This is a genomic window from Acetobacter sp. ESL1128 (assembly GCF_058505085.1).
In genome coordinates, this window is sequence record NZ_CP196369.1 from 655,779 (window position 1) to 677,625 (window position 21,847).

At 58.7% G+C, this 21,847-nt stretch carries 18 protein-coding genes and 1 tRNA gene; 13 read left to right on the forward strand and 6 right to left on the reverse strand.

Features of this window, described 5'->3' with window-relative positions:
• Together serS and ACSYTG_RS03140 are read left to right on the forward strand one after the other, a co-directional pair.
• Window positions 1–1,269: a serine--tRNA ligase gene (serS, locus tag ACSYTG_RS03135; RefSeq protein WP_489783733.1), complete on the forward strand. Its 1,269-nt coding sequence runs from the start codon at window positions 1–3 to the stop codon at window positions 1,267–1,269.
• Between the two features lie 36 nt (window positions 1,270–1,305).
• The gene (locus tag ACSYTG_RS03140) at window positions 1,306–1,641 is read left to right on the forward strand and encodes a DMT family transporter (protein ID WP_086646638.1); all 336 of its coding nucleotides are present in this window, start codon (window positions 1,306–1,308) and stop codon (window positions 1,639–1,641) included.
• 57 nt (window positions 1,642–1,698) lie between these two features.
• On the opposite strand, the gene ACSYTG_RS03145 is transcribed toward ACSYTG_RS03140, so the two are convergent.
• Both ACSYTG_RS03145 and ACSYTG_RS03150 read right to left on the reverse strand, forming a co-directional pair.
• The gene (locus ACSYTG_RS03145; protein ID WP_489783732.1) at window positions 1,699–4,101 is read right to left on the reverse strand and encodes a protein-disulfide reductase DsbD family protein; all 2,403 of its coding nucleotides are present in this window, start codon (window positions 4,099–4,101) and stop codon (window positions 1,699–1,701) included.
• Window positions 4,102–4,193: 92 nt separating this feature from the next.
• Window positions 4,194–4,409: a zinc-finger domain-containing protein gene (locus tag ACSYTG_RS03150; protein ID WP_086646640.1), complete on the reverse strand. Its 216-nt coding sequence runs from the start codon at window positions 4,407–4,409 to the stop codon at window positions 4,194–4,196.
• Between the two features lie 59 nt (window positions 4,410–4,468).
• On the opposite strand from ACSYTG_RS03150, the gene ACSYTG_RS03155 reads away from it, so the two are divergent.
• The 5 genes from ACSYTG_RS03155 to ACSYTG_RS03175 all read left to right on the forward strand — a co-directional run bounded on the left by ACSYTG_RS03155 (window position 4,469) and on the right by ACSYTG_RS03175 (window position 8,979).
• Complete coding sequence (locus ACSYTG_RS03155; RefSeq protein WP_489783731.1) at window positions 4,469–5,611, forward strand: alpha/beta fold hydrolase; 1,143 nt, start codon at window positions 4,469–4,471, stop codon at window positions 5,609–5,611.
• Between the two features lie 113 nt (window positions 5,612–5,724).
• Window positions 5,725–5,801 (forward strand) — tRNA-Arg (locus ACSYTG_RS03160).
• A 220-nt stretch (window positions 5,802–6,021) separates the two neighbouring features.
• Window positions 6,022–6,609: a hypothetical protein gene (locus ACSYTG_RS03165; protein WP_086646642.1), complete on the forward strand. Its 588-nt coding sequence runs from the start codon at window positions 6,022–6,024 to the stop codon at window positions 6,607–6,609.
• 31 nt (window positions 6,610–6,640) lie between these two features.
• Window positions 6,641–8,050 (forward strand): cryptochrome/photolyase family protein, encoded by a 1,410-nt coding sequence (locus ACSYTG_RS03170; protein WP_489783730.1) that lies wholly within the window; start codon window positions 6,641–6,643, stop codon window positions 8,048–8,050.
• A 167-nt stretch (window positions 8,051–8,217) separates the two neighbouring features.
• On the forward strand, window positions 8,218–8,979 hold the full coding sequence (locus ACSYTG_RS03175) for an SDR family oxidoreductase (protein WP_086646643.1): 762 nt from the start codon (window positions 8,218–8,220) through the stop codon (window positions 8,977–8,979).
• A gap of 106 nt (window positions 8,980–9,085) precedes the next feature.
• Here the strand turns inward: ACSYTG_RS03175 and ACSYTG_RS03180 are convergent, their stop codons facing one another.
• A complete protein-coding gene (locus ACSYTG_RS03180; protein ID WP_086646644.1) occupies window positions 9,086–9,556 on the reverse strand; it encodes a c-type cytochrome in 471 nt (156 codons plus the stop codon).
• Between the two features lie 144 nt (window positions 9,557–9,700).
• Here ACSYTG_RS03180 and ACSYTG_RS03185 point away from each other — a divergent pair, with 144 nt between their 5' ends.
• Window positions 9,701–10,816: a THUMP domain-containing class I SAM-dependent RNA methyltransferase gene (locus ACSYTG_RS03185; protein ID WP_489783729.1), complete on the forward strand. Its 1,116-nt coding sequence runs from the start codon at window positions 9,701–9,703 to the stop codon at window positions 10,814–10,816.
• Window positions 10,817–10,937: 121 nt separating this feature from the next.
• Window positions 10,938–11,450, forward strand: coding sequence for a hypothetical protein (locus tag ACSYTG_RS03190; protein WP_086646646.1), 513 nt, complete (start codon window positions 10,938–10,940; stop codon window positions 11,448–11,450).
• Window positions 11,451–11,512: 62 nt separating this feature from the next.
• Here the strand turns inward: ACSYTG_RS03190 and ACSYTG_RS03195 are convergent, their stop codons facing one another.
• The 3 genes from ACSYTG_RS03195 to ACSYTG_RS03205 form a co-directional block, all read right to left on the reverse strand.
• On the reverse strand, window positions 11,513–16,180 hold the full coding sequence (locus ACSYTG_RS03195; RefSeq protein WP_489783728.1) for an autotransporter domain-containing protein: 4,668 nt from the start codon (window positions 16,178–16,180) through the stop codon (window positions 11,513–11,515).
• A gap of 291 nt (window positions 16,181–16,471) precedes the next feature.
• Window positions 16,472–16,780, reverse strand: coding sequence for a TehB family protein (locus ACSYTG_RS03200; protein ID WP_489783727.1), 309 nt, complete (start codon window positions 16,778–16,780; stop codon window positions 16,472–16,474).
• A 27-nt stretch (window positions 16,781–16,807) separates the two neighbouring features.
• On the reverse strand, window positions 16,808–17,209 hold the full coding sequence (locus ACSYTG_RS03205; protein ID WP_489783726.1) for a group III truncated hemoglobin: 402 nt from the start codon (window positions 17,207–17,209) through the stop codon (window positions 16,808–16,810).
• 150 nt (window positions 17,210–17,359) lie between these two features.
• Here ACSYTG_RS03205 and ACSYTG_RS03210 point away from each other — a divergent pair, with 150 nt between their 5' ends.
• From ACSYTG_RS03210 to ACSYTG_RS03225, 4 genes are all read left to right on the forward strand, one after another.
• Window positions 17,360–17,836: a hypothetical protein gene (locus ACSYTG_RS03210; RefSeq protein ID WP_095349275.1), complete on the forward strand. Its 477-nt coding sequence runs from the start codon at window positions 17,360–17,362 to the stop codon at window positions 17,834–17,836.
• A 53-nt stretch (window positions 17,837–17,889) separates the two neighbouring features.
• Window positions 17,890–18,606, forward strand: coding sequence for a Crp/Fnr family transcriptional regulator (locus ACSYTG_RS03215; RefSeq protein WP_489783725.1), 717 nt, complete (start codon window positions 17,890–17,892; stop codon window positions 18,604–18,606).
• A gap of 293 nt (window positions 18,607–18,899) precedes the next feature.
• Window positions 18,900–20,120, forward strand: a complete 1,221-nt coding sequence (locus tag ACSYTG_RS03220; protein WP_095349273.1) for a nitrate/nitrite transporter — start codon at window positions 18,900–18,902, stop codon at window positions 20,118–20,120.
• 103 nt (window positions 20,121–20,223) lie between these two features.
• Window positions 20,224–21,831 carry an alginate export family protein gene (locus ACSYTG_RS03225; RefSeq protein ID WP_489783792.1) on the forward strand — a complete coding sequence of 536 codons (1,608 nt, stop codon included), beginning with the start codon at window positions 20,224–20,226 and terminating at the stop codon, window positions 21,829–21,831.
• Window positions 21,832–21,847: the final 16 nt, after the last annotated feature.

A 21,847-nucleotide genomic window follows, 5' to 3' on the forward strand; every position in this document is an offset into this window, starting at 1 on the left:
ATGCATGACATCCGCGCCCTAAGAGCCGACCCCACGGCGTTTGATGCAGATCTGGCGCGCCGGGGCATGGCCCCCGTCTCTGCGCAGCTTCTTGCATGGGATGAGGAAAAACGGCAGGCCCAGACCCTTTTGCAGGACAAGCAGACCCGCAGCAAAACCCTTGCGCGGGAGATAGGCACCCTCAAACGTACAGGGGGAGACACAGCCGGGCTGGAAGCCGAAGGCGCTAGCCTGCGCACGGACATGGAAGGACTGAAGGAGAAGGTGGACACTCTGGGCAACCAGACCACCAACCTGCTGGCCACCCTGCCCAACCGGCTGGACCCGAGCGTGCCTGATGGCCCGGATGAAACCGCAAATGTGGTGGTGCAAACATGGGGCACCAGACCCGAGTTTGCCTTTGCCCCCAAACAGCATTTTGAGCTGGGCGAGGCTTTGGGCCAGATGGATTTTGCCACGGCGGCCAAGCTTTCGGGGTCGCGCTTTGTGGTGCTGCGTGGCGCACTGGCACGGCTGGAGCGCGCTCTGGGCCAGTTCATGCTTGACCTGCACACCACGGAGCATGGCTACACGGAAACACAGGTGCCCGTGCTGGTGAATGATGATGCCATGTACGGCACCGACAAGCTGCCCAAGTTTGCCGACCAGTCCTTTAGAACGGAGGATGGCCGCTGGCTTATTCCCACAGCTGAAGTGCCGCTGAGCGCTTCGGTCGCGGGGGATATTGTGGATGGCTCCGCCCTGCCCATGCGCCTGACCGCACTCAGCCAGTGCTTCCGTAGCGAGGCCGGGGCCTCCGGGCGGGACGTGCGCGGCATGCTGCGCCAGCACCAGTTTGAAAAAGTGGAAATGGTCAGCGTGACCACGCCGGAGGAGAGTGACGCCGAACACGAGCGCATGACCCGCTGTGCCGAGGTTGTGCTGGAAAAACTGAACATTTCCTACCGCCGCATGCTGCTGTGTGCGGGGGATACGGGGTTTGGCGCGGCCAAGACGTTTGACCTTGAAGCCTGGCTGCCGGGGCAGGACGCCTGGCGTGAGATTTCGTCATGCTCCAACACGCGCGACTTTCAGGCCCGCCGCATGAATGCACGCTACCGTGCGCAGGCCGGTGGCGCCCCCGCGTTTGTGCATACCCTCAATGGTTCCGGGCTGGCTGTAGGGCGTACCTTAATTGCCGTGATGGAAAACTACCAGAACGAGGATGGGTCCATAACCGTGCCGGAGGTTCTGCGCCCCTATATGGGTGGTCTTGAGCGCATTGCGTAACGTCGGGCGCGCCACTCCCGCTTCGGGTTTGTGGGGATGACTCACAAACCCCTGCTGCTTTTGGGCATTGCCATTGTGGCGGAAGTGATTGGCACGGCCTGCCTTGCCGCGTCTCAGGGATTTGCGCGCTGGCTGCCTGCGACCATCAGCCTGCTGGCTTATGGGTGCGCGTTTTACTTTCTGTCCATCCCGCTTAAAACCCTGCCCGCAGGCGTTGTGTACGCCTTGTGGTCGGGTGTTGGCATTGTGCTGATTTCGGTTATTGGCGCGGTGTTTTTAAAACAGACGCTCGATGCCCCGGCCATTGCGGGCATCGCGCTTATTCTGGCTGGTGTGGTGGTCATCAACCTGTTTTCCACCACCACACATTAAGCCCTCCGCAGCTTTGCTGGCAGGGGCTTGGTGTGGGGTGGAGCCGTGCCGTTGCTCTTAATGTATGGGGGTTATGGTGCGGAGCACCAGCCCCTGGGTCAGAATCTGGGGGAGCACCACGGCATCACCCTGTGCGGGTACAAACAGGTAAAACGGCACACCGTCGCGCCCATGCGCGTGCAGAAAAGCCGTTATGGCCGGGTCTCGCCGGGTCCAGTCCCCGCGCAGGACCGTTACGCCGTAGCGGGCCATGGCGGCTTTTGTGGCATCGGTGTTCAGGGCCACGCGCTCGTTCACAAGGCAGCTAATGCACCATGCCGCTGTCATATCCACAAACACGGGTTTACCGGCGGCATGCAGGGCGTCCAGCCGCTTTTGCGAAAAAGCCTCTGTCCCGCTGGGTAAAGCTTGCACCGTGCCGGGCTGCTGTGCCGCCTGCTGTTGCAGGGCAGGGAGCAGCGCCATGGCCCCCAGCAGCCCCAGCAGGGCCACACCATACAGGGCCGTGCAACTCCGGCTGTGGCCCATGTGGCGCTGGCGCTTTTGGGCAATGCCATACACCCATGCAGCAAACGCCAGACACACCATGCCCGAACACAGCAGCAATACTGTTGTGGCGCCCCCTTCCACCGTGGCAACCCAGAGCAGCCACACGCATGTCCCGAGCAGGGGGAACGCCAGAAACTGGCGTAAATAGTCCATCCATGCACCGGGGCGCGGCAGGTGGCTGGCCAGTGTGGGGCTAAAGGCCAGCAGCACGTAGGGGGCCGCCAGCCCAACGCCAAGGGCTGCAAACACCACCAGCCCGGTAAGCGGCGGACCAGCAAGGGCTCCAGCAATGGCAACCCCCATGAACGGGGCCGTGCAGGGGGAGGCCACAACCACAGCCAGCAGGCCGGTCAGCACATCATGCGCAAGCCCGTGTTTGCGGGAGGAGGCATTGCCCAGAGCGGGGGGAAGAAAGGCAAATACATCCAGCAGGTTGAGCGCCATGGCAAAGAGCAGCCAGGTGATCATGCCCACAAATACGGTGGACTGGAACTGGAACCCCCAGCCCGTAGCACTCCCCCCAACCCGTAGCGCCATGACCAGTGCGCCAAGGGCTGTAAAACCCGCAATAACCCCGGCGGCGTAAGCTATGGCACTCTGCTTTTGGTGCTTGCGCTCGCTTTGGCCCATACGGGCCACGGCCAGTGCCTTCATGGCCAGAATGGGAAAAACGCAGGGCATCAGGTTTAGCACCAGCCCGCCAAGTAACCCCAGTACGATAAAGCGGAGCAGGTCGCGCGTTGTGTTGCCACCCTCTGCCAGTGCGTTACCTGTAGGGGCGGCTGTGTCGGGGGCGGGGCTGGCCTGACTGGCGGCACCTTGCTCTTCGGGCAGTGTGGGGGTGGGTTGGGGTGTGCCTGATGGTGGAGTTGCCGCCGGTATTGCGCGTGGCACTCCACTCAGGGCCGCGCTCTGTGCCGGGGCTGGTGTATCCGCCTGTGGGGTAGCCTGTATGCTCAGGGCGCGCTCGGTTCCGTCTGGTGCCTGCAGGACCAGAATACCCGCCAGAGGTTTGTTACGGGCAAAACCTGTTGTGGGTTCAAGGCGGAGGGACAGCCCATTGGCATCAAATGTCAGGGTCTGTGGTGCAGCTTCGGCAATCTGCCCGCGTTCTTGGGGCATGAACCACGCATTCCCCACGGATTGCCGGTTCAGGCCCGGTGCGAGCACATGCAATACACCAGCAGGGCTGACTGTAACCGGGTAGGGGGAAGGCACAGGCGTATGCTGGGCCGCCTGCACAAAAAGAGATGCCTGAGCAGAGGCCAGCGGAGCCCCTGTGGGCAGGGTCAGGGTAAACGTACCGTCTTCGGGAATGCAGGATTGCTCGCATACAAGCCAGCTTGCCTGTGCGTTCAGGGTTGTCCAGCCGTGTGCGTCTGGTGTGCCGGGTTGCAGGTGCAGCGTAACCGGCAGCACAACATCCCCCGTATAGGCGTAGGACATAAGGGAGGCATCCCTTATGCGTTGGGGCGTGGGCCAGGTAATGGTCTGGGCGGTGCCCTGTAATGCGCCCGATGCGGTGACACTCAGGCTGGCAGGGTCCCCTGCATCCCCGGGGTTAAGCCAGTATGTGTGCCATCCGGGCTTGAGCTGCAGGCGCAGGGCCACATGGAGCGGGGCAGTGGCGCTGGCCGTGCTGGCGTCCGTAATCAGGGTGGCGGTGCTGTGGGCACTGACCACAGGAGCACTTTGCGCAGCCTGTGCGGCATGGGGCAGGCTGCCGGTGCAGGCCAGTGCTAGCCCCAGTAGTCCCGCCAGCCCCGTTGCCAGCCCCGTTGCCAGCCGTGCCACCTGTTCAGAACCACGCAAAAACAGGGCGCGGGGGGTGCGCGTGCTGGCAGCCGCTGGTGCGGAGCACGCAACCTTGGGGGCAGGGAGTTGGGTGGCGGAGCGGGCAGGGCGGCGCATCAACGTCAGCTTTCAGCACGGGTATGGGTCCAGAGGGCCAGCATACGCAAAGCCTGGCTGTGTGGGAAATGGATCGTGTGCCCGCCGCCGGATTAATGCCCGGAGTCGGCTGCTGCACCGGGCTGGAGCACAAACAGGCGCGAGCAGTATGGGCAGACCGTCTGGTGCCCACCGATCCTGAGCCAGACGCGCGGGTGCCCCAACTGGCCCAGCCCGCCATCGCAGGCAATTTTGCGCTGATCGACCAGAATGGTTTCCACATGCCCCAGACGGGGGCGGGGGATGGGGTTTGCCGGTTGGATAAGCATGGGTTCAAAAAGCCTCGTATCAGGTTGGCAGGTACGGGTGTGGCGCAAAGTCTGGGGGGATGATACGCATTGTAGCCGTGGTTGTGCAGCAGGCATCTTTTCCCATACGCGTGAGCAAAGGCTTACTCCGGCGCTGGAGCAGGGCTTTGCCCCTGTTTGCATGTGGGCTGGCTCTGCTTGGAGGCTGCGCCAGTGTGCTGCCCCCTGCACCTGTTCCTCCCCCCTGGTACGCCGCCGCCGCCCGCCTTGTTCCGCCTGATGGGGTGATAAGCCTGCGGGATGGTGCGGCCATACCCGTGCGGGTGTGGCAGGCCCATGGGCATGAACGCGCGGTTGTGCTGGCCCTGCACGGGTTTAATGACAGCAAGGACGCATGGGAGTATTCCGCCCCGGCTCTGGCAGCACAGGGGATTACACTTGTTGCCCCCGACATACGCGGTTTTGGGGCCGCCCCCCTGCGTGGGGGCTGGGCCGGCAGTGCCCAGCTGGTTGCCGATGCGCGTGAGGAGGAAGGCCGGATCCGCCAGACCCACCCTGACGTGCCGCTTTACCTTATGGGGGAGAGCATGGGGGGCGCTGTGCTTATGCTGCTTATGTCCGGCCCGGATGCCCCCAAGGTTGCAGGGACCATATTGCTGGCCCCTGCTGTGTGGGACCTTGGAATAGGGGCGGATATTCCGCTGGATGTGCTGGCCACACTGTTTCCCAAGCGTTTTGTAACGGGGCGCGAACTGCCGGTGCATGTTGTGGCCAGCGATAACCCCGCAGCCCTTATCCGCCTGTATTATGACCCGCTCACCCTGCGCCAGACCCGGCTGGAAGCCCTGCGCGGGCTGGTGGCCCTCATGCGCAGTGCAGCGCGTGCGGCGCCAAGGGTGCATGGCCCCGTCTTGTGCTTGTACGGAGATCAGGACCAGCTTGTGCCCCCGCAGGCCATGGCGCAGGCATGGGGGGAACTGCCACCGCCAGCCCGGCTGGACCTGATAACCGGAGGGCACCACCTGCTGCTGCGTGACCGGCGCGGCGCGCTGGCTCTGGGGGATATTGCTAGCTGGATCAACCAGCCAGAGCGGTTTTTGCCATCGGGGGGGGATATAACCGCTGCCGTATGGCTGGCGCAGGAGCAGAGAGCCAGCGGGCTTGGTGGGCGTAGCCCGGCATGGTTCCTGCCTGCCAGACTGGATGGCGTTGTTCCTCCCTAAGCCCTGTGGAGGCCCCTTGCAGGGGTTATTCTGCCGGTGCTGGCCTGTTCGGGCGGATATGAAAGATAAAGGCTTGGCAACGCCCCCCGCTTTAGGTTAGGAGATGGGCCAACGGACCCGTAGCTCAGCTGGATAGAGCGTTGCCCTCCGAAGGCAAAGGTCACGCGTTCGAATCGCGTCGGGTCCACCATTCTCCTGTAAAAATAGCCAAAAACTGCGGTTTATAGGCTGGGTTAGACACTTTCCCGTTTCGGGTTAGACACGTCCGGGCTGTTCTCCCCTGTTTATGCTGCGGGTAAGTGCTTCTCGCGCGCGGACAGACTGTTTATTCTTGGCCATTCATGCCAGATTGCGCGTGGTATTCAGGACAGCTTTTTTACAAACGGTGGATAAAGGGTGCGGCAGTGGTGATGAAGCAGAAACTTTTTGTTGTGGCATCCTGCCTGTTTATTGCGTCAGTCGCTGCGTTTGTGCCTGCTGCCACAGCACGGGCGGCGTCTGTGCCCCGTTCGCCCTATGCCGCCAATGATGGCGAGAGCACATTGTGTGTATCCGGCCCGGTTTACATTATTGATGTGCATGTGGTGGTGACCGTCAATGACGTGGAACACACCATCAGCACCGCTGCGTCTGAAGTGTGTTCGGTCAACCCAGCCAATTTTTCCGATGTAGTGGTGCAGGGCGCACCGCCGCAGGGGGGAGCGCCGCTGGAGGTCAGTAAAAAAGTCGGGGTGGAGGGCACAGTCCGCCTGAACGGCCGCACAGCTACGCTGGAAACCAACGTGTACCTGCCCACCAAGGGGGGGAGTGCCGCCCAGTGTGCCAACAGCCAGCCGGGGGATGGCAGCCCGCCATGCAAAAGCAGCTCCCTTGGGGTTAACCTCTCCAAAACATGGATCTTTACGCGCAACACATGGCGCGATTTTTACGTAGGGCCAGATGACAACGGCAACCCGGTCAAGGTGCTTGTGCGTCTGTCCGATGGTCCGGTGAACTAACGCGGCCACCATGCGCGTAACAGGTGCCGGTATGGATAAAACCAGCCCATCCCCCGTTGTGGTCTGGTTCCGCGATGACCTGCGACTGGCCGACAACCTTGCCCTGACCAACGCCGTGCGGAGCGGCCAGCCCTTGTGGTGCGTGTTTATACGCCCTGCAGGTCAGGCCTGCACAACCGCGCTGGACTGGTGGCAGGCCCAGAGTGTGCAGGCGCTGGACCACGCCTTGCGCGCATATGGTGGCCGCCTGCACCTGTTTACGGGGCAGGCCGAGCAGATTCTGCCCGAACTGGTGCGTGAAGGCGGGTGTAAGCAGGTGTTCTGGAACCGTCGCTACGACCCGGCGGGTAAAGCTACGGATACCCGGCTCAAGGCCCAGCTTAAACAGATGGGTGTGGCAGTGCACAGCACGCCGGGCAGCCTGCTGCATGAGCCATGGACCGTGCGGAGCAAGGCCGGGCAGCCTTTTCAGGTCTTTGGTGCATTCTGGCGTGCGGCCAGTGCTACGGCCCATTACCCGGCCCCCTTGCCGGTTCCCCCAAGTATGGCGTTTGCCCCATGCCTGGCCTTGCCAGATGCACAGATCTTGCCCGATGCCGCAGTGCAGAACCTGCCGGGCTGGGCCGAGGCCATGCGGCCCTACCACGCTTTTGCCGAGCAGGACGCACACGCCCAGTTGCATGACTTTATTGCCCATGCCCTGCAAAATTATGCGCAGGACAGGGATTTTCCCAGCAGGGATGCAACGTCCGAGCTTTCTCCCTTCTTGCGCACGGGCCAGATAACACCTGCACAGATCTGGCACGCCGTGGCGGCGGCAGGCGCGCAGGATGGAGGGAGTAAGTTCCTCTCCGAAATCGGGTGGCGGGAGTTTGCGTGGTCCTTGTTGTGGGAACACCCGGATATGAGTACGCGCAACCTCAGGCCCGAGTTTGATACAATGCCATGGCGGGTGGACCCCAAGGGGCTGGCACGCTGGCAAAAGGGGCGCACGGGTTACCCGCTGGTTGATGCGGGCATGCGCCAGCTCTGGCAGACGGGTCTTATGCACAACCGGGTGCGCATGGTTGTGGCGTCTTTTCTGGTCAAACACCTGCTGATTGACTGGCGCGAGGGCGAACGCTGGTTTGCCCATACGCTGGTGGATTATGACCCCGCAAGCAACCCCATGAACTGGCAATGGAATGCTGGAACCGGGGTGGAATCCGCCCCTTTTTTCCGGATTATGAACCCCATCCTGCAATCGCAGAAATTCGACCCCGATGGCGCGTATATCCGTACCTGGGTGCCCGAACTGGCGGGGCTGCGTGGCCCCGATATTCATACCCCATGGCAGGCAACCCTGTTGCAGCCGACTGGCTACCCCAGCCCCATTGTGGACCACGGCGTAGCGCGCGCACGGGCACTGGCAGCATGGAAAGCGCAGAAAAACGAGGCATGAGTTAAGCCCGTGCAGCCTTTACGCCGGATATGACTCGATAATGCGGGGTAAAGAACTGATTTTTTTGAAAATATGGTGAAGAAAACAATTTTTTTGACGGGCATCAAGGCCAAAGGCTTCGGTTTGCGTTTGTAATTACAGGACAGAACAAACCACGGAGCAGATACATGACCCGCGTAGCAGGAAAAGTCGCCATTGTTACAGGGGCCGCCAACGGTATTGGCAAGGCCACCGCAATTCTGCTGGCCAAGGAAGGTGCCAAGGTTGTCGTGGCTGATTTGCAGGAAGAAGCCGGACACAACACGGTAGCCGAAATCAAGGCTGCAGGGGGCGAGGCCCTGTTTGTCAAACTCAACGTTACGCAGGAAGCAGACTGGCAGAACGCCGTAAATCTGGCGGAGCAGACATTTGGCAAGCTGGATGTTGCGGTCAACAATGCCGGTATTGCCTATAATGGCACGGTGGAAAGCACGAGCCTGGAAGACTGGCAGCGTGTGCAGTCCATCAACCTCAACAGCGTGTTTCTGGGCACCAAATATGCGGTTGAAGCCATGAAAAAAGCAGGGGGCGGGTCCATTATCAACCTGTCCTCCATTGAAGGGCTGGTGGGGGACCCTACCCTTGCAGCCTATAACGCCAGCAAGGGTGGCGTGCGCCTGTTTACCAAATCTGCCGCATTGCACTGTGCCAAGTCGGGCTACAAGATTCGGGTCAATTCCGTGCATCCGGGCTATATCTGGACCCCCATGGTGCAGGGGCTGACCAAGGATGCCGCAGAAGCACGCCAGAAGCTGGTGGACCTGCATCCGCTTGGCCATCTGGGTGAACCGGACGATATTGCGTACGGCATTCTGTATCTGGCGTCTGACGAATCCAAGTTCATGACCGGGAGTGAACTGGTGATTGATGGCGGCTACACGGCCCAGTAAGTCATTTTGTTACCCCGGCCCTTCACGGGGCTGGGGTAACAAAAAAGCCTCCCGCACAGTGCTGCGGGAGGCTTTTTTTATGGTCTGCCCGTAATGGGGCAGGGGCTTATGGCAGCGGGTGGGCTGCGTTAAGCGTGTTGCGCTCTTCCAGAATCTGGCCGGGCTGGAGTGGGGTTGCACGCGCGCTCTTGATTTCGTCTGCAGTAAAGGCCGGGGCGGAAGCGTCGCCCGACAGGGCGGAAACGTAGCTCAGCAGTGCTGCAATATCATCATCCGACATGGCGGCCATGGAGGGCATGTAACCCATATAGGACATGCCGCCAGCCTTCAGGCTGCCTGCCAGACCGTTGAGCAGTACGTGAATAACGTAGGTTTTGCCTTCGGGGGTGGCTGCAATCTGGTTGATACGGCCTTTAAGCGGAGGGAACTGCCCGGGCACGCCGCTGCCGGTGCTCTGGTGGCACATGGCGCAGTGTGTTGCGAACAGTTGCGCACCATCGGCTGCTGCGTGTGCGTTCCCTGCAAGGCCGGACAGGCCCGCAGTTGCTGCAAGCACAGCCAGAATGGTTTTTTTCATGAAAAACTCCTGCTTAATCGTTCGATTTCGCAACAATTATACACGGCTTTGGCCGTATCTCAACTCCCCCTTGCGCACAGATCCGCATATGGGGCGCGCAAGGATAAAGTTGCCGTTGGGCTGGCTTCCTGTCATTCAGGCATCATGACGAAAGATAAGGACTTTGAGATCTTTTTGGCCACTGTGCCGGGGCTGGAATCCGTATTGTGCGCGGAGGTGCGGCTTAAAGGGTTCAAACAGCCCGTGGCCGTGCCCGGCGGGGTTGTTATCCGCGGTGGGTGGCCGGAGGTCTGGCGCGCAAACCTGTGGGTGCGTGGGACCAGCCGGGTTCTGGCGCGTATAGCGTCTTTTCCCGTTGTGCACCTGTCCCAGCTCGACCGGCGCGCGCGGCAGGTGGCGTGGCAGGACGTTCTGCGCCCCGATGTACCCTTCCGGGTGGAGGCAAGCTGTGCAGGCTCGCGCGTGTACCATGCCGGTGCTGCGGCCGAGCGCATAGGAAAAGCCATTGCCCAGACGCTGGGTGCCACACAGGCGGATGACGCACCAGTGCTGGTGCGTGCGCGTATTGAGCAGAATCTCTGCACCATAAGCGTGGATACATCGGGCGATCTGCTGCACAGGCGCGGCTACAAACAGGCCATTAACCGCGCCCCCCTGCGGGAGACAATGGCGGCCCTGTTCCTGCGCCAGTGTGGCTATAACGGGCAGGAGCCAGTGCTGGACCCCATGTGTGGCTCGGGTACGTTTGTGATTGAGGCCGCCGAAATTGCCGCCCGCCTTAACCCCGGCCGGGCGCGCCATTTTGCGTTTGAACAACTGGCGACCTTTGATGCGCAGGCATGGCAGCAGATGCGCGCGGTTAAAAGCGAACGCACACCTTTGGTCCATTTTTATGGGAGCGACCGGGATGCAGGCGCCATAACCATGAGCCGCGCCAACGCTGAACGCGCAGGCGTGCAGGACTACGCAACCTTTGCCCAGACCACCATCAGCGCCCTGCGGCCACCACCGGGGCCTGCGGGGTTGGTTATTGCCAACCCACCCTATGGCACCCGCATAGGCGACAAGCAGAGCCTGCTCCCCCTTTACAGTGCGTTTGGGCAAACCATGCTGGCGCATTTTTCGGGCTGGCGTGTGGCTATTGTCACGACCGAGGCAAAGCTTGCCCATGGCACCGGCCTGCCATTTTTGCCGCCCGAAGCCCCCGTGCCGCATGGGGGGCTGCGTGTTTCGTTGTACCAGACCGCACAGCTGCCATAGGGGATGGTGTGGTATGGGGGCGGGCATGACGGGCATGCCTGCGCGCCCCCTTTATTTCCCCCATCCTGCTTTATAAAAGGAAGCCCGATCAGCAGGTGAGCCAGGGGTGAGGTGCCAAAAAATGAGCGTGACATGGGGCGATTTTCAGGCCGTTGTGCAGTTATCGGCCGGTCTTAACGTGGCTATTCTCAGCTTTGTGGACATCAGCCTGCCCGCCATCAAGGAGCGGCGGCGCGTGTTTGCCAAGGCCCGGCAGGAACTCGATATTCACCGCAAAAACCCTCATAAACGCACGGAGGTTGAAATAAAGGAACACACCGCCGCTGTGGATGATGTGGACCGCAAGCTGTTTGACCTGTGGCGGGAGACATCGGCGTTTGAGAGTATTGAGGATTCCTTGCTCAAATCAACCGGCGTGCTCGGGTTTTGTGGCGCGGTGCTGAGCATAGGCCTGCTGTGGTATTCCGCCCTGCACTATGATGCTCCCATCCTGTTTACAGGGGAACTGCTGACCGTCATTTCGTTCGGCTCCCTGCTGGGTGCGTTTTTGATCAATTACTTCACCGCATCCAAGGCATCCCAGTATGCCAAGCGGTGCAATGACCTGCGCACCCATATGCGCTTGCATCTTTAGGCACAGAACCTGAAAAAAACAGTGCAGGTTCTGCCAGTTTTATAAGTCTGGTGGGGCATAGCCTAGAACTTCAGCAACATGCTGGCCTTTACACCACTTTCCACCGATTGCGCACCATACTGACCGGTGTAGGACAGACCGATTTTTATGCGGTCGCTCAGTCTGGCGCTCAGCCCCGTATCCAGCACCACAGCATCGGTTGAGAGGGGTGTGCCTGCAATATCCATGCTGCCGCTGCCTCCTGCGGCAAACAGCATATGGGTTGTGGGTGTTGTCAGCCCGAATGCGTGCCGGTACGCCACCGAGCCATGTGGGATTAACAGCAGCCTGCCCGCATGAAAGCTGGAAGAAGCCTTGACCCCAAAGGTGGAAAACGTAACCCCCGTATCCATTCCGGCCCCCCGCAGGGCCGCTGCCCCGCCATGTTCATGGTAGCCATTGGTGTGCAGGTTGACATACGCCACATTGGCAAAAGGTTCGGCTATGCTCCGGCCCATGTAAAGGCGGTAACCCAGCTCACCAAACCCCTGTGCGGTGCCGCCAAGATAACTGCTTGAAAGGCGGTCCGTATAACCGGGAAAAGCAACATTGCGTTGTAGGCTCAGCATATTCCACGTATAGGCAGCCCCCAGTTTAAGGGTAAGCGCACCCCAGTGTGTGCCTGCATACCCCCCAAGGCTTACCGTGTTGCCATGGCCGGATGAGCCACGCCCACTCCCTACATCAAACATGGTGCGGCCATAGCTGAGCATGCTGCCAATGCGCCATGTGTTGTTGAGTATGGGTGTATCTACCCCCATGATAAAACCGGTGGTGGAATGGTGCAGGGCTGCGGCATTGCCATCGCCCCCATTATGGCCAAGGCTGCCGTAAGCCTGCCCCCACAAGACGGTCTGTTCGCTCAGGCAGCCTTCATCCTTGCGGCCGGTTCTGAGCGATGCCGTGTGCAGGGTATCGTCCACATAGCCTTTGTTGCAGTCTGCTGTATCCAGCCGCTCCATGGCTGCCTGACGTACCAGAAAGCTGTCCTGCACAAGTGCGGTACGGGCCGAGGCATGCACCTCGCCCGAAAGCGTGTTCATGCTCCGGCGGGCCTGTGCGGCATTCAGGTGCTCCATAGCCCCCACAATGGCGCTGCTCTGGGGTATGCGGTCCAGCATCTGTGCGGTTTCACGCTCGTTGCGGGTATTGGTGACGGAGGCAAAGCTCAGGCTATTGCGTGCCATAAGCACGTCCAGATCATTCCCGTTATAATATAGCGATGGTGAGATAAATGTGTAAGGGCTGGTCAGGTTGGTTTGCAGGGAATAGGTTTTTTGCAAAAATCCGCTGCCGGTTGTGAGAATGGTATAATATTCATTTAGTTTTAATGAGGTGGCAGGCGTAACATTCAGAACAACAGTGCCAGAAAGAGCAGCACTGCCCGCAACGCTGAGTGTATTGGACTGCAACTGCTGGTACTGCGTGCCCTGAAGGTTCAAGACCTTGCCCGAAAGCTGGTCCGTGCCCTGAAGAGCGAGTGTGGAGTTCTGCGCGGTTTGCAAATTTCCTGCCACCCGAACACTGTTTTGTACATCGGGGGTGGCAAGGGTGCCACCAGAACCAATAACGGTATCCCCCACGGAGCCAGACCCGCTTAAGGTGCCACCATTGCTGACATCAACGGATGAAGAGGTAATGGACCCATCCACCTCCAGCGTGCCTTGTGTTACGGTGGTGGCCCCCGTGTAGGTGCTGTTTGCGCTCAGCACGGTTGTGCCGGCACCATTTTGTGCCAGACCACCAGTGCCATCAATACTTTGCGCCAGTGTAAAGGTGCCACTGTGGTTTATGGCCAGCACGCCGTTATTGTGGATGGCAGTGCCAGCGGCAAGGGCACCGGACGTGCCCCCATTACCCAGTTGCAATACACCGCCGTTAATGGATGTTGCTCCCTGATAGGTCTGGTCCTTGGTAATAATCAGGGTTCCCAGATCCGTTTTTACCAGAGATGTACCGCCAGAAACCAGTTGGTCATTCAGCACCGTATCCAGTATGGCAGTAATGGAGGCCCCAGCCGTAGTGCCATCCCCCACACGGATAAGAGTGGACGCGCTGTTTGCGTAAATATTATCCCCGGTTACCGTGTATATTTTGCCATCATTATTGGCAAACTGCATGCCGCTGGCGACAACATTGTTTGTAACGCCGTTATATGTGTCCTGCACAGTTACCGTTCCGGCATTGCCGGCATAAACAACAAACTGGCCATTAACCCACGGCCCGTTGGTCTGGCCTGTTTTGTCGGTCCAGTTCAGGTCATTGGTGCCGGTCTGGGCGTCCCATGTGCCGGAGCCGCCATCTACCGTGTTGTTGCTCCGGTTGGTGGTGCTTCCACCATCCCAGAACGTCAGGTTGCCGTAATTGATAACCAGATTGACCTGATGATCAATGGATGTCTGCAAGGATGCCGTAGCACCGGGGGCAACGCTTGTTGGGGCCAGTGTCTGGTCTGCGGCACCACTTAATGTGCCACCGTATGTGTACAAACGGTAAAGGCCGGGGTCCAGACTGTTATTGTTTACGTTTGGCCCGGCGGTATTGGGCGTAATGCTGAGCGTGCCGCCAAGGGTGAGGTCCCCCTGCACGGCAACCAGAGAGTTATAGGCGCCGCCAGCAACATTGGTCTGCCCCAGATAAAAGTTCTGGGATGATCCACTCGCCAGTGTCAGGTTCTGTGCCATGCTCAGGATGCCAACATGGCTGGTTACATCCCCCGGGGTCAGGGTGCCCCCACTTTGTATGACGGTATTCCCCCCCAGTGTGCCGGTGCCAGATAAAGTGGCTGTGGCGTTTACCAGTGTATCCCCGGTGGCTGTGCTCTGGTCACCATTGATGGCAAGAATGCCCGATGTGATCTGGGTGGTGCCGGTATAGGCATTATTGCCACTAAAAACCTGTGTCCCGGATGCGCTTACGCTCACCCCACCAGTGCCGGAGAGCGTGCCGGAGTAGGTGTTGTCTGCCGTGGCCAGTGTAAGCAGCCCGTCCAGAGTGCCGTTGGCCGAACCACTTAAAGACCCAATGGTTGCGCCGTTTGCCGTGACATCAAAAGTGCCGCCATTGGCCAGAAGCTGCCCGTTTATGGTGTTCCCATCCAGCGTCAGGGTGCCGGACGTGTTGGTTGTGTTGTGCAGGACCGTATTGTTTTTGGCGAGTAACAGCGTGCCTGCGTTAGCAACACTGTCCACAGTGCCAGCATTGAGTGTGAGTGTGCCGCCGGAATCATTGACCGCGGCACCCGCTATTGTGCTGTCGGAAAAAGTTGCCGTGCCACTTTTGTTTTCCACGCTTCCAACGTGGGAGTTGTTCTGAATGGTCATGACCCCAATGTTGGAAAGGGCACCCTGTATGGTTGCGGCATCCATGTTCAGGACTGTCGAGTTTGTAAAGTTTCCAACAACTGTTGCATTGGTATTGATGTTTGCCGTCCCGGCATTGTTGACATCCCCCAGAACCTGGGAGGACCCGGTCAGGTTAAAGGTGGAGCCGGTGGTGTCTGTTACATTGCCTTTGATAACGGAGGAACTGCTGAGTGTGGCCGTGCCGGAGTTTATAAGGGACTGTTCAAAAACCGCATTGCTGGCGGCCTGAATAACCCCCGTGTTGGAGTTGTTCACCAGCCCGCCAATGGTCCCGTTAACGGTAAGCTGCCCAATGTTGAGCACATTCCCAAAAACCTTGCCGGTGCTGGTAATAATGGTGGGGTTGGCCGCACTCGAATTGTTGGTCAGGCTGCCAGCGATTGACCCGGATAGATTCAGGGCAGCATTGGCGCTGACTGCGGTCATCCCCGTATATGTATTCTGCCCTGAAAAGGACTGAACCCCGCCAGAGAGCGATATGCCACCCGGCCCGGACATAACGCCGGAATAGAGCGCGTTGCCCGCACGGTTGATGATCAGGGTGCCGGTCAGGGTGCCATTTGCCGTGCCGGAAAGGGCGTTTACCGCGCCATTGATAACATTGAATGTGCCCCCGTTGGCTTCCAGCGTGCCCAGCACATAAACGCCCATACCCGAAAGTGTGACCGTGCCGCCATCGCTGACAACATTGCCCTGAACCATGGCGCTGCCATTCAGGTTGAGTATGCCCGAATTGCTTACGTCACTCCCTATTATGCTATTGGTTGTAAAGGTGCCCGATGCGTGGTTTGTCAGCCCCCCCTGCACTGCGGTGGCGGAGAGTTTGGCTGTGCCTGAATTCTCAAAACTCCCGTTTATGGTGCCGGATAGGTTTGAGAATGTTGCATCCTGCTGGTTGATAACATTCAGGGTTTCTGCGGCTGAGAGCGTCATGCTGCCGTAATTGTTCACGTCCCCCATTGTGCCAAATGTGGCGCGGATGGACCCGGAGGCAAGGTTGACAATACTGCCGGTTGTTCCTCTGGTCAGGTAGAATGTTCCGCTGTTGGTTGTATTGTTGAGCGTTCCTGAATTATTTAACATCCCATTATTGGTTGTTGTGCCGGCAATTCTCCCCGATGAGTTAATAAATGTGCTGCCATTGTTGGTCAGGTTTATATTCTGGCTATTGCTGACCGAGTAATTCGAGCCCGCATCAACGGTATAATCCGTTGCACTGCTGGCTGCGAAAGCGGGAACAGAAACAAAAAGGGACGTGGTAAAAAGATAAACCTTAAGCCCGTTAACGTGTGGTTTGCGGAAAATTGTAAGGCATTTTCCCAACATGCGGCTGTCTCCTGACGGGCTTAATAGAAATGTCCGGAGAAAACCTTAATAATAATTAATTAATAATATTCTAATCTTTCTCTATCTATATTTGATATTATTTTCTTAACAGCGTTATTTATCCTACAAAAAACAACATTTGTTTGATTTTTATTTACAAAAATTATGTTTATTCAGAGCGGGGAGAGCCGCTTTTCCTAAGCGGTAGGCCGGTCCTCTGCTGCATGGAGCGCCATTTTGGCCGGGTTGCCGCGCGGGAGGATTGTCCGCGTTGGTATGGGAAAAACCTGCTCACACCTGTTTAGGACTGGGGGCTGAGAACGCGGAAGGGGGAGGGGGCTGATCGTAAAAATCCACCCTCATCGCCACCTTGCCCATGGGTGTTACAAAATGAGGCTGCAGCGGTTCGATCAGGCCGGGGGTGGCCGGTGTCAGCAGAAGTTCAGATGGAGGGGCCAGATAAGTGAGCTTCAACTCCCCTTCAAGCACACGGATCACGCCCCACACACCCGCCTTGGTATTATGGCGCGTGCGCAAGGCAGCAGGTAGCGTGTCCTGATCGAATACGGGCGTGGAGCGATAGGGCAGGACTTCGGTCATGGGTATCACTTTTCGGGGAACAGCGCCTCAAGGTGCTGTGTTGCGCCGGGGCATGGCCCGTTTGGCGTAAAAAGAGAGAGCAAGCTGCAAGCTTCTGGCAATGTTGGCTGCCTTGTCCTGTAGAACAGCGGCCACATCTGCTGGCATGTGCGTGGAGGTGGTCTCACCCCACAGTGCCAGCCACCGATCAAACAGTTCTGGCGTCATCCGGTCACGGTGCTGCATATGCACGGGCACTGGCTGGCCTTTGTAACGCCCGGTACCCAGCATGACGGAAGACCAGAAAGCCGTGAGCGTTTGCAGGTGCTCAGGCCAGTTGGTCACGGCATCTTCAAAAATGGGGCCAAGCTCGGGGTCCGCGCGCACACGTGTGTAAAAGGCGTTTACAAGTGTTGCCAGCCCGTCCTCGTTTAGTGGCAGCCTGCTCATAATATGAGCCTCCTTAACAGCCTGATGTTGCGCACAGTCTATCTGATGCGACTGGCAGAAAGGTTGCGCCAGCGCAAACCCGGCACGCCCCCAACGCAGTAGAAATATGGTGAGACAGGCAAATATGGCAATCTTCCCAAGGAGGGATGGATGAACGAACTGGCAATTGCCCGGGCACTGCACGTGATCGGGGTCGTGATCTGGATTGGCGGGGTCTCCATGGCGACAACAGCGGCTTTGCCTGCCCTGCGCTGTGGTGTGTTCGGGGCGGACAGGCTTGCAGCTTTTCAGGCTTTTGAGCGTCGTTTTGTGTGGCAGGCGCGCGGTGCTGTGGTTCTGGTCGGGCTGAGTGGGCTTTTTATGGTCATGAAAATGGACCTCTGGGCACGTTTTGCTGAACCCGGTTTCTGGTGGATGCACGCCATGGTGGGGTTGTGGTTGGTGTTTGCCATTGTTCTGTTTATTGCGGAGCCTCTTGTTCTCCATCGGCGCTTTAATGTCTGGGCAAAGCGTGACCCGGATGCCGCTTTTACCGCCTTGCATCGCGCGCATATTGTTCTGCTGGTGCTGGGTCTGGTAACCGTTTTTGGTGCGGTGGCGGGTAGCCATGGCTGGTCGCCGGTCTGATCGTATGCGTGGCACAATACCCTGCGCGGCATAAGGGGTGTATGGGTCATGGCATGTCTGAGCAAAAAGCGCCTTTGCAGAATACGGTCAGGGCCATATGCGCACTGGGTCTGGTAAAGGGGTTGCCGCCCGAAGTGGCAGAGCATGTTGCGTCTTTGGTGCGGGTTGATGTTCTGCCCGGTGGGGCTGGTGTGTTCACGCAGGGAGCGGTGGCGCAACGGGCCTATGCGGTGCTTGTGGGGGCGGTGCGTATCCGCCAGATCGGGAGCGATGGCGCGCAGGCACTCATGCGCATGATTGCACCGGGGGAGATGTTTGGCACCGTCGCGCTGTTTACCGAAGGGTATTACCCGGCGGACGCTGAAACAGCGATGCCCTCGCATATTGCAAGCTGGTCAAAAGCGGATTTTATGGCGCTGACCATGAACTCCCCGCAAATTGCGATCAACATTATCGGCATGGTCGGGCAGCGGTTGGCCAATGTTCAAAACCGCCTGCGTGAAATGGCAACCCAGAGCGCAGAGCAGCGCATTGCCCATGCCCTGCTTATGCTGGTTGAGCAGAGTGGGGCCATACAGGCCGGGGCTTGTGAGATTTGTATTCCCCTGCGCCGCAGGGATGTGGCGGAACTGGCGGGCACAACGCTCTATACCGCCAGCCGCCAGCTGGCCGCGTGGGAGAAGGTGGGGCTTTTGGCCCGCTCCCGCCAGATGCTGGTTGTGCGTGATGCCAATAAGCTGCGCAGAATTGCGCAGGGCGGGCTTCTTTAAAAACATTTTGAATGGACTACACTCTTTGCAGAGTGTCTTGCTGCTGCATGGCTTGGCTCCTTGCGCGGCCTGTGTGGCAAAAAACAAACAGCATCCTGCCAGGATGTCGCCTGCGCACAGAAACATTTTGACATCGGAATGATATGCCGTCATCCTTGGGTCAGATCTGGTAAATGTCAACGCTGGCATTCGATCCATAAGGTCATGATGATATCTACATTGGGGGCCAATGATGGCCTTCTTGCCCATGGTGGGCGTGCCTGACGTTTAGTCCGGCACTAGGTATTAGTGTTATGGATAGAGGTTTCCTCAAAGCTGGTCATCCCCGCACTCTGCTTGCTGCTTTTCTTTATTTTGATGTGTCTTTCATGGTCTGGGTGCTGCTTGGGCCGCTTGGCATAGCCATATCACATGACCTGCACCTGAACTCCGGCCAGAAGGGGCTTCTGGTGGCCATGCCTGTGCTTGCAGGTGCTTTGCTGCGGGTTGTTGCTGGCGCACTGGTTGACCATTATGGCCCGCGCCGTGTTGCCATAGGCATGCAGTCCTTTGTGATTGCAGGGCTTGCCGCGACGTGGGTGCTGGCACCACATAGTTACGCCGGTCTGTTTCCCGTAGCTTTTGTTCTGGGTGTGGCTGGGGCTTCCTTTGCTGTTGCTCTGCCTTTGGCATCTGGCTGGTATCCTCCGCAGTATCAGGGCACGGCACTGGGTATTGCCGGGGCTGGTAATTCCGGCACGGCGCTTGCCTCCCTGTTCGCGCCCGGGCTTGCGGCCCTTTATGGCTGGACCAACGTGTTCGGGCTGGCCACGCTGCCGCTTGTTCTTGTGCTGTGTGCCTTTATCTACCTTGCCAAAGAACCACCCCGCCGCCCGAGTGCCGGCCTTGTGGCGTGGCTCCCGGTTTTGAAAAAAGCCGATTGCTGGGCTCTGATGTTCTTTTACGGCGTAACATTTGGCGGCTTTGTTGGGCTGGCCTCCTTCCTGACCATCTATTTTAATGACCAGTATGGCCTTTCCCCCGCGGTGGCTGGGAGCTGCACCGCGCTGGTGGTGTTTGCTGGTTCCTTTATCCGCCCGCTGGGTGGCGCACTGGCAGACCGTATTGGGGGCGAGCGCGCGCTGTGCATACTCTATGGGGCCGCAACCGTTATTTTTGGCCTGATCGGTTTTGGTCTGCCTACGATCTGGCTGGCGTTCCCCGCTTTTTTTGCAGGCATGCTGGTGCTGGGTCTGGGGAATGGCGCCGTTTTCCAGCTTGTTCCCACACGTTTTGCGCAGCAGGTGGGCATATTGACCGGGCTGGTCGGCATGAGTGGTGGGGTTGGCGGGTTTTATCTGGCCTCCTCTCTGGGAGCCGCACGGCAGGCAACGGGGTCTTATAGTCTGGGATTTCTGGCTTTTGCCGGTATCGCTCTGGTGGCTCTTGTCTGCGTCTCCATCTGCCGCAGAAGCTGGAACAAACCAGCCGATGCACATGGGTCTGACACGACCGGCCTTTCCGCAATTTCCTGATCTTCCTTACAGCCACGGATTATGACACGTGACCTTGAACAAGAATCGCGTGCGCCCCAGGTGCGCCCTTTTTCAGACCTGGCCAATCTCGGTTCATGCGGCTGTGCTGCTGGGCACTGTGGGGATACACCCCGCCTTGGCGCAGGCTGCCAGTGCTCCCGCGCAGGATACAGCCCCGACTGCACGCCAGACCATTGTGGCGGTGGAGAAAAACAACACGCCCAAACCCGCAAAAGCGGCGGGGCACATCCCCCATACACAGGATTGGGGGGTGTTCAACGCAGGCAAGCAGGCTGCCAGCGGCTTTGGAACAATGGCAGGCTTTGGGCAGGTCCGCTGGGCCGAGGACTGGAGCGATCTCGCAAACGTTCCGGAATCAAAAAGAAACAAGGACTGGTTCAATCGCCTTAAATACATACGCCTGAACACCACAGGCAGTATCTGGCTCTCCCTGAGTGGGGAGGAGCGGCTACGCTATGTGTTTGAAAACCAGCCCATGATGGGCACCGCAGGCAAAACCAACGCCAACCGCGTGCTGTTGCGCAACATGTATGGTGCAGACCTGCATCTTGGTGAACATGTGCGCGCATACGCCGAGTTTTTGTGGGGGGTGGCCGGTGGCTCCAATTACTACGGGTATCAGGCAGGCACACAGCGCGAGCGGCTGGACCTTCAGCAGGGGATTCTGGAGGTAAAGGGGCATTTGCTGGGGGCGAGCGTGGGGGTTATTGGCGGGCGGCAGGTATTTTTGGATGCGCCGGTTTCCATGCAGTCGGCCCGTGACCTGCCTAACGTGCAGCAGACATGGGATGGCGTGCGGGGCTACGCGGTGTGGAAGTCCTTTCGTGTTGATCTGTTTGACTTCATGCAGACCAATAAAAAGCCGATTGATGTGTTTGCAGATGGCACAAGTTACAATGCCCGCATGTATGGGGCCTACACATCCACGGCACTGCCATCATTTTCTTTTATGAAGCAGAAGAGCCAGCTTTTTGCCGATGTGTTTTTTCTTGGCTACCTGTTTAACGGTGCCAATGCGGCCCTGCCTCTTGCTCAGGCAGGCAAGACGGAAGCAGGCTCCACCCGCCGGGATAATATAGGCGGGCGTTTATGGGGGAATGCCGGCCCGTTTGATGTTAATCTGACCGGGGTTTTTCAGGGTGGGCAGTTTCGTCCCGCGCAAAAGGATGCGCAAACCCGTCCGGTCCGGGCATTTGCGGTTAACGGCAGTATTAGCTGGAATGCAAAAAACCTTCTGGGTAAACCTTCTTTCGGGATTCAGGCCGATGTGTTTTCCGGCGGGAATTACAACAGCAAGAATGGTGCAGTTGGCACTTTTGCAACACCGTATGTCGCATTGCCATATTATAACGATGTTACACTCGCCCTGACATCCCAGAACCTTGTGGGGGTTGGCCCGCTGATTACAGCCGCCCCTAAACCCAACCTGCGCCTGAGGCTGCACGTGCCGGCCTTTTGGCGTGAGAGCACACAGGACGCCGTTTACGGAACAGGCAAGACCTATGCCTGGCGCAATAACCTGCATGGTGGCTTTGTTGGTGTTTCTCCCCAGGTGCAGGTTGCCTGGAGCTTTGCCCCACATTTTACATGGACGCACGATATTGCAGGTTTTGCCTCATCCCACGGTATGCGGGAGGCCGGGGCCAAAAGCGGCATGTTTTATATGCAGACCATGGAGTTCAAGTTCTAGGTCCGTATGCCATGAG

What these genes read in the sequence shown, in the direction of transcription:
- ACSYTG_RS03145 (WP_489783732.1), bottom strand. Translation starts at nt 4,101, where the DNA reads ATGCGCCGCCCTGCCCGCTCCGCCACCCAACTCCCTGCCCCCAAGGTT.
- ACSYTG_RS03205 (WP_489783726.1), bottom strand. Translation starts at nt 17,209, where the DNA reads ATGAGCAGGCTGCCACTAAACGAGGACGGGCTGGCAACACTTGTAAAC.
- ACSYTG_RS03170 (WP_489783730.1), top strand. Translation starts at nt 6,641, where the DNA reads ATGGATAAAACCAGCCCATCCCCCGTTGTGGTCTGGTTCCGCGATGAC.
- ACSYTG_RS03210 (WP_095349275.1), top strand. Translation starts at nt 17,360, where the DNA reads ATGAACGAACTGGCAATTGCCCGGGCACTGCACGTGATCGGGGTCGTG.
- ACSYTG_RS03190 (WP_086646646.1), top strand. Translation starts at nt 10,938, where the DNA reads ATGAGCGTGACATGGGGCGATTTTCAGGCCGTTGTGCAGTTATCGGCC.
- ACSYTG_RS03200 (WP_489783727.1), bottom strand. Translation starts at nt 16,780, where the DNA reads ATGACCGAAGTCCTGCCCTATCGCTCCACGCCCGTATTCGATCAGGAC.
- ACSYTG_RS03155 (WP_489783731.1), top strand. Translation starts at nt 4,469, where the DNA reads ATGATACGCATTGTAGCCGTGGTTGTGCAGCAGGCATCTTTTCCCATA.
- ACSYTG_RS03150 (WP_086646640.1), bottom strand. Translation starts at nt 4,409, where the DNA reads ATGCTTATCCAACCGGCAAACCCCATCCCCCGCCCCCGTCTGGGGCAT.
- ACSYTG_RS03175 (WP_086646643.1), top strand. Translation starts at nt 8,218, where the DNA reads ATGACCCGCGTAGCAGGAAAAGTCGCCATTGTTACAGGGGCCGCCAAC.
- ACSYTG_RS03180 (WP_086646644.1), bottom strand. Translation starts at nt 9,556, where the DNA reads ATGAAAAAAACCATTCTGGCTGTGCTTGCAGCAACTGCGGGCCTGTCC.
- ACSYTG_RS03140 (WP_086646638.1), top strand. Translation starts at nt 1,306, where the DNA reads ATGACTCACAAACCCCTGCTGCTTTTGGGCATTGCCATTGTGGCGGAA.
- ACSYTG_RS03185 (WP_489783729.1), top strand. Translation starts at nt 9,701, where the DNA reads ATGACGAAAGATAAGGACTTTGAGATCTTTTTGGCCACTGTGCCGGGG.
- ACSYTG_RS03215 (WP_489783725.1), top strand. Translation starts at nt 17,890, where the DNA reads ATGTCTGAGCAAAAAGCGCCTTTGCAGAATACGGTCAGGGCCATATGC.
- ACSYTG_RS03195 (WP_489783728.1), bottom strand. Translation starts at nt 16,180, where the DNA reads ATGTTGGGAAAATGCCTTACAATTTTCCGCAAACCACACGTTAACGGG.
- ACSYTG_RS03220 (WP_095349273.1), top strand. Translation starts at nt 18,900, where the DNA reads ATGGATAGAGGTTTCCTCAAAGCTGGTCATCCCCGCACTCTGCTTGCT.
- serS (WP_489783733.1), top strand. Translation starts at nt 1, where the DNA reads ATGCATGACATCCGCGCCCTAAGAGCCGACCCCACGGCGTTTGATGCA.
- ACSYTG_RS03165 (WP_086646642.1), top strand. Translation starts at nt 6,022, where the DNA reads ATGAAGCAGAAACTTTTTGTTGTGGCATCCTGCCTGTTTATTGCGTCA.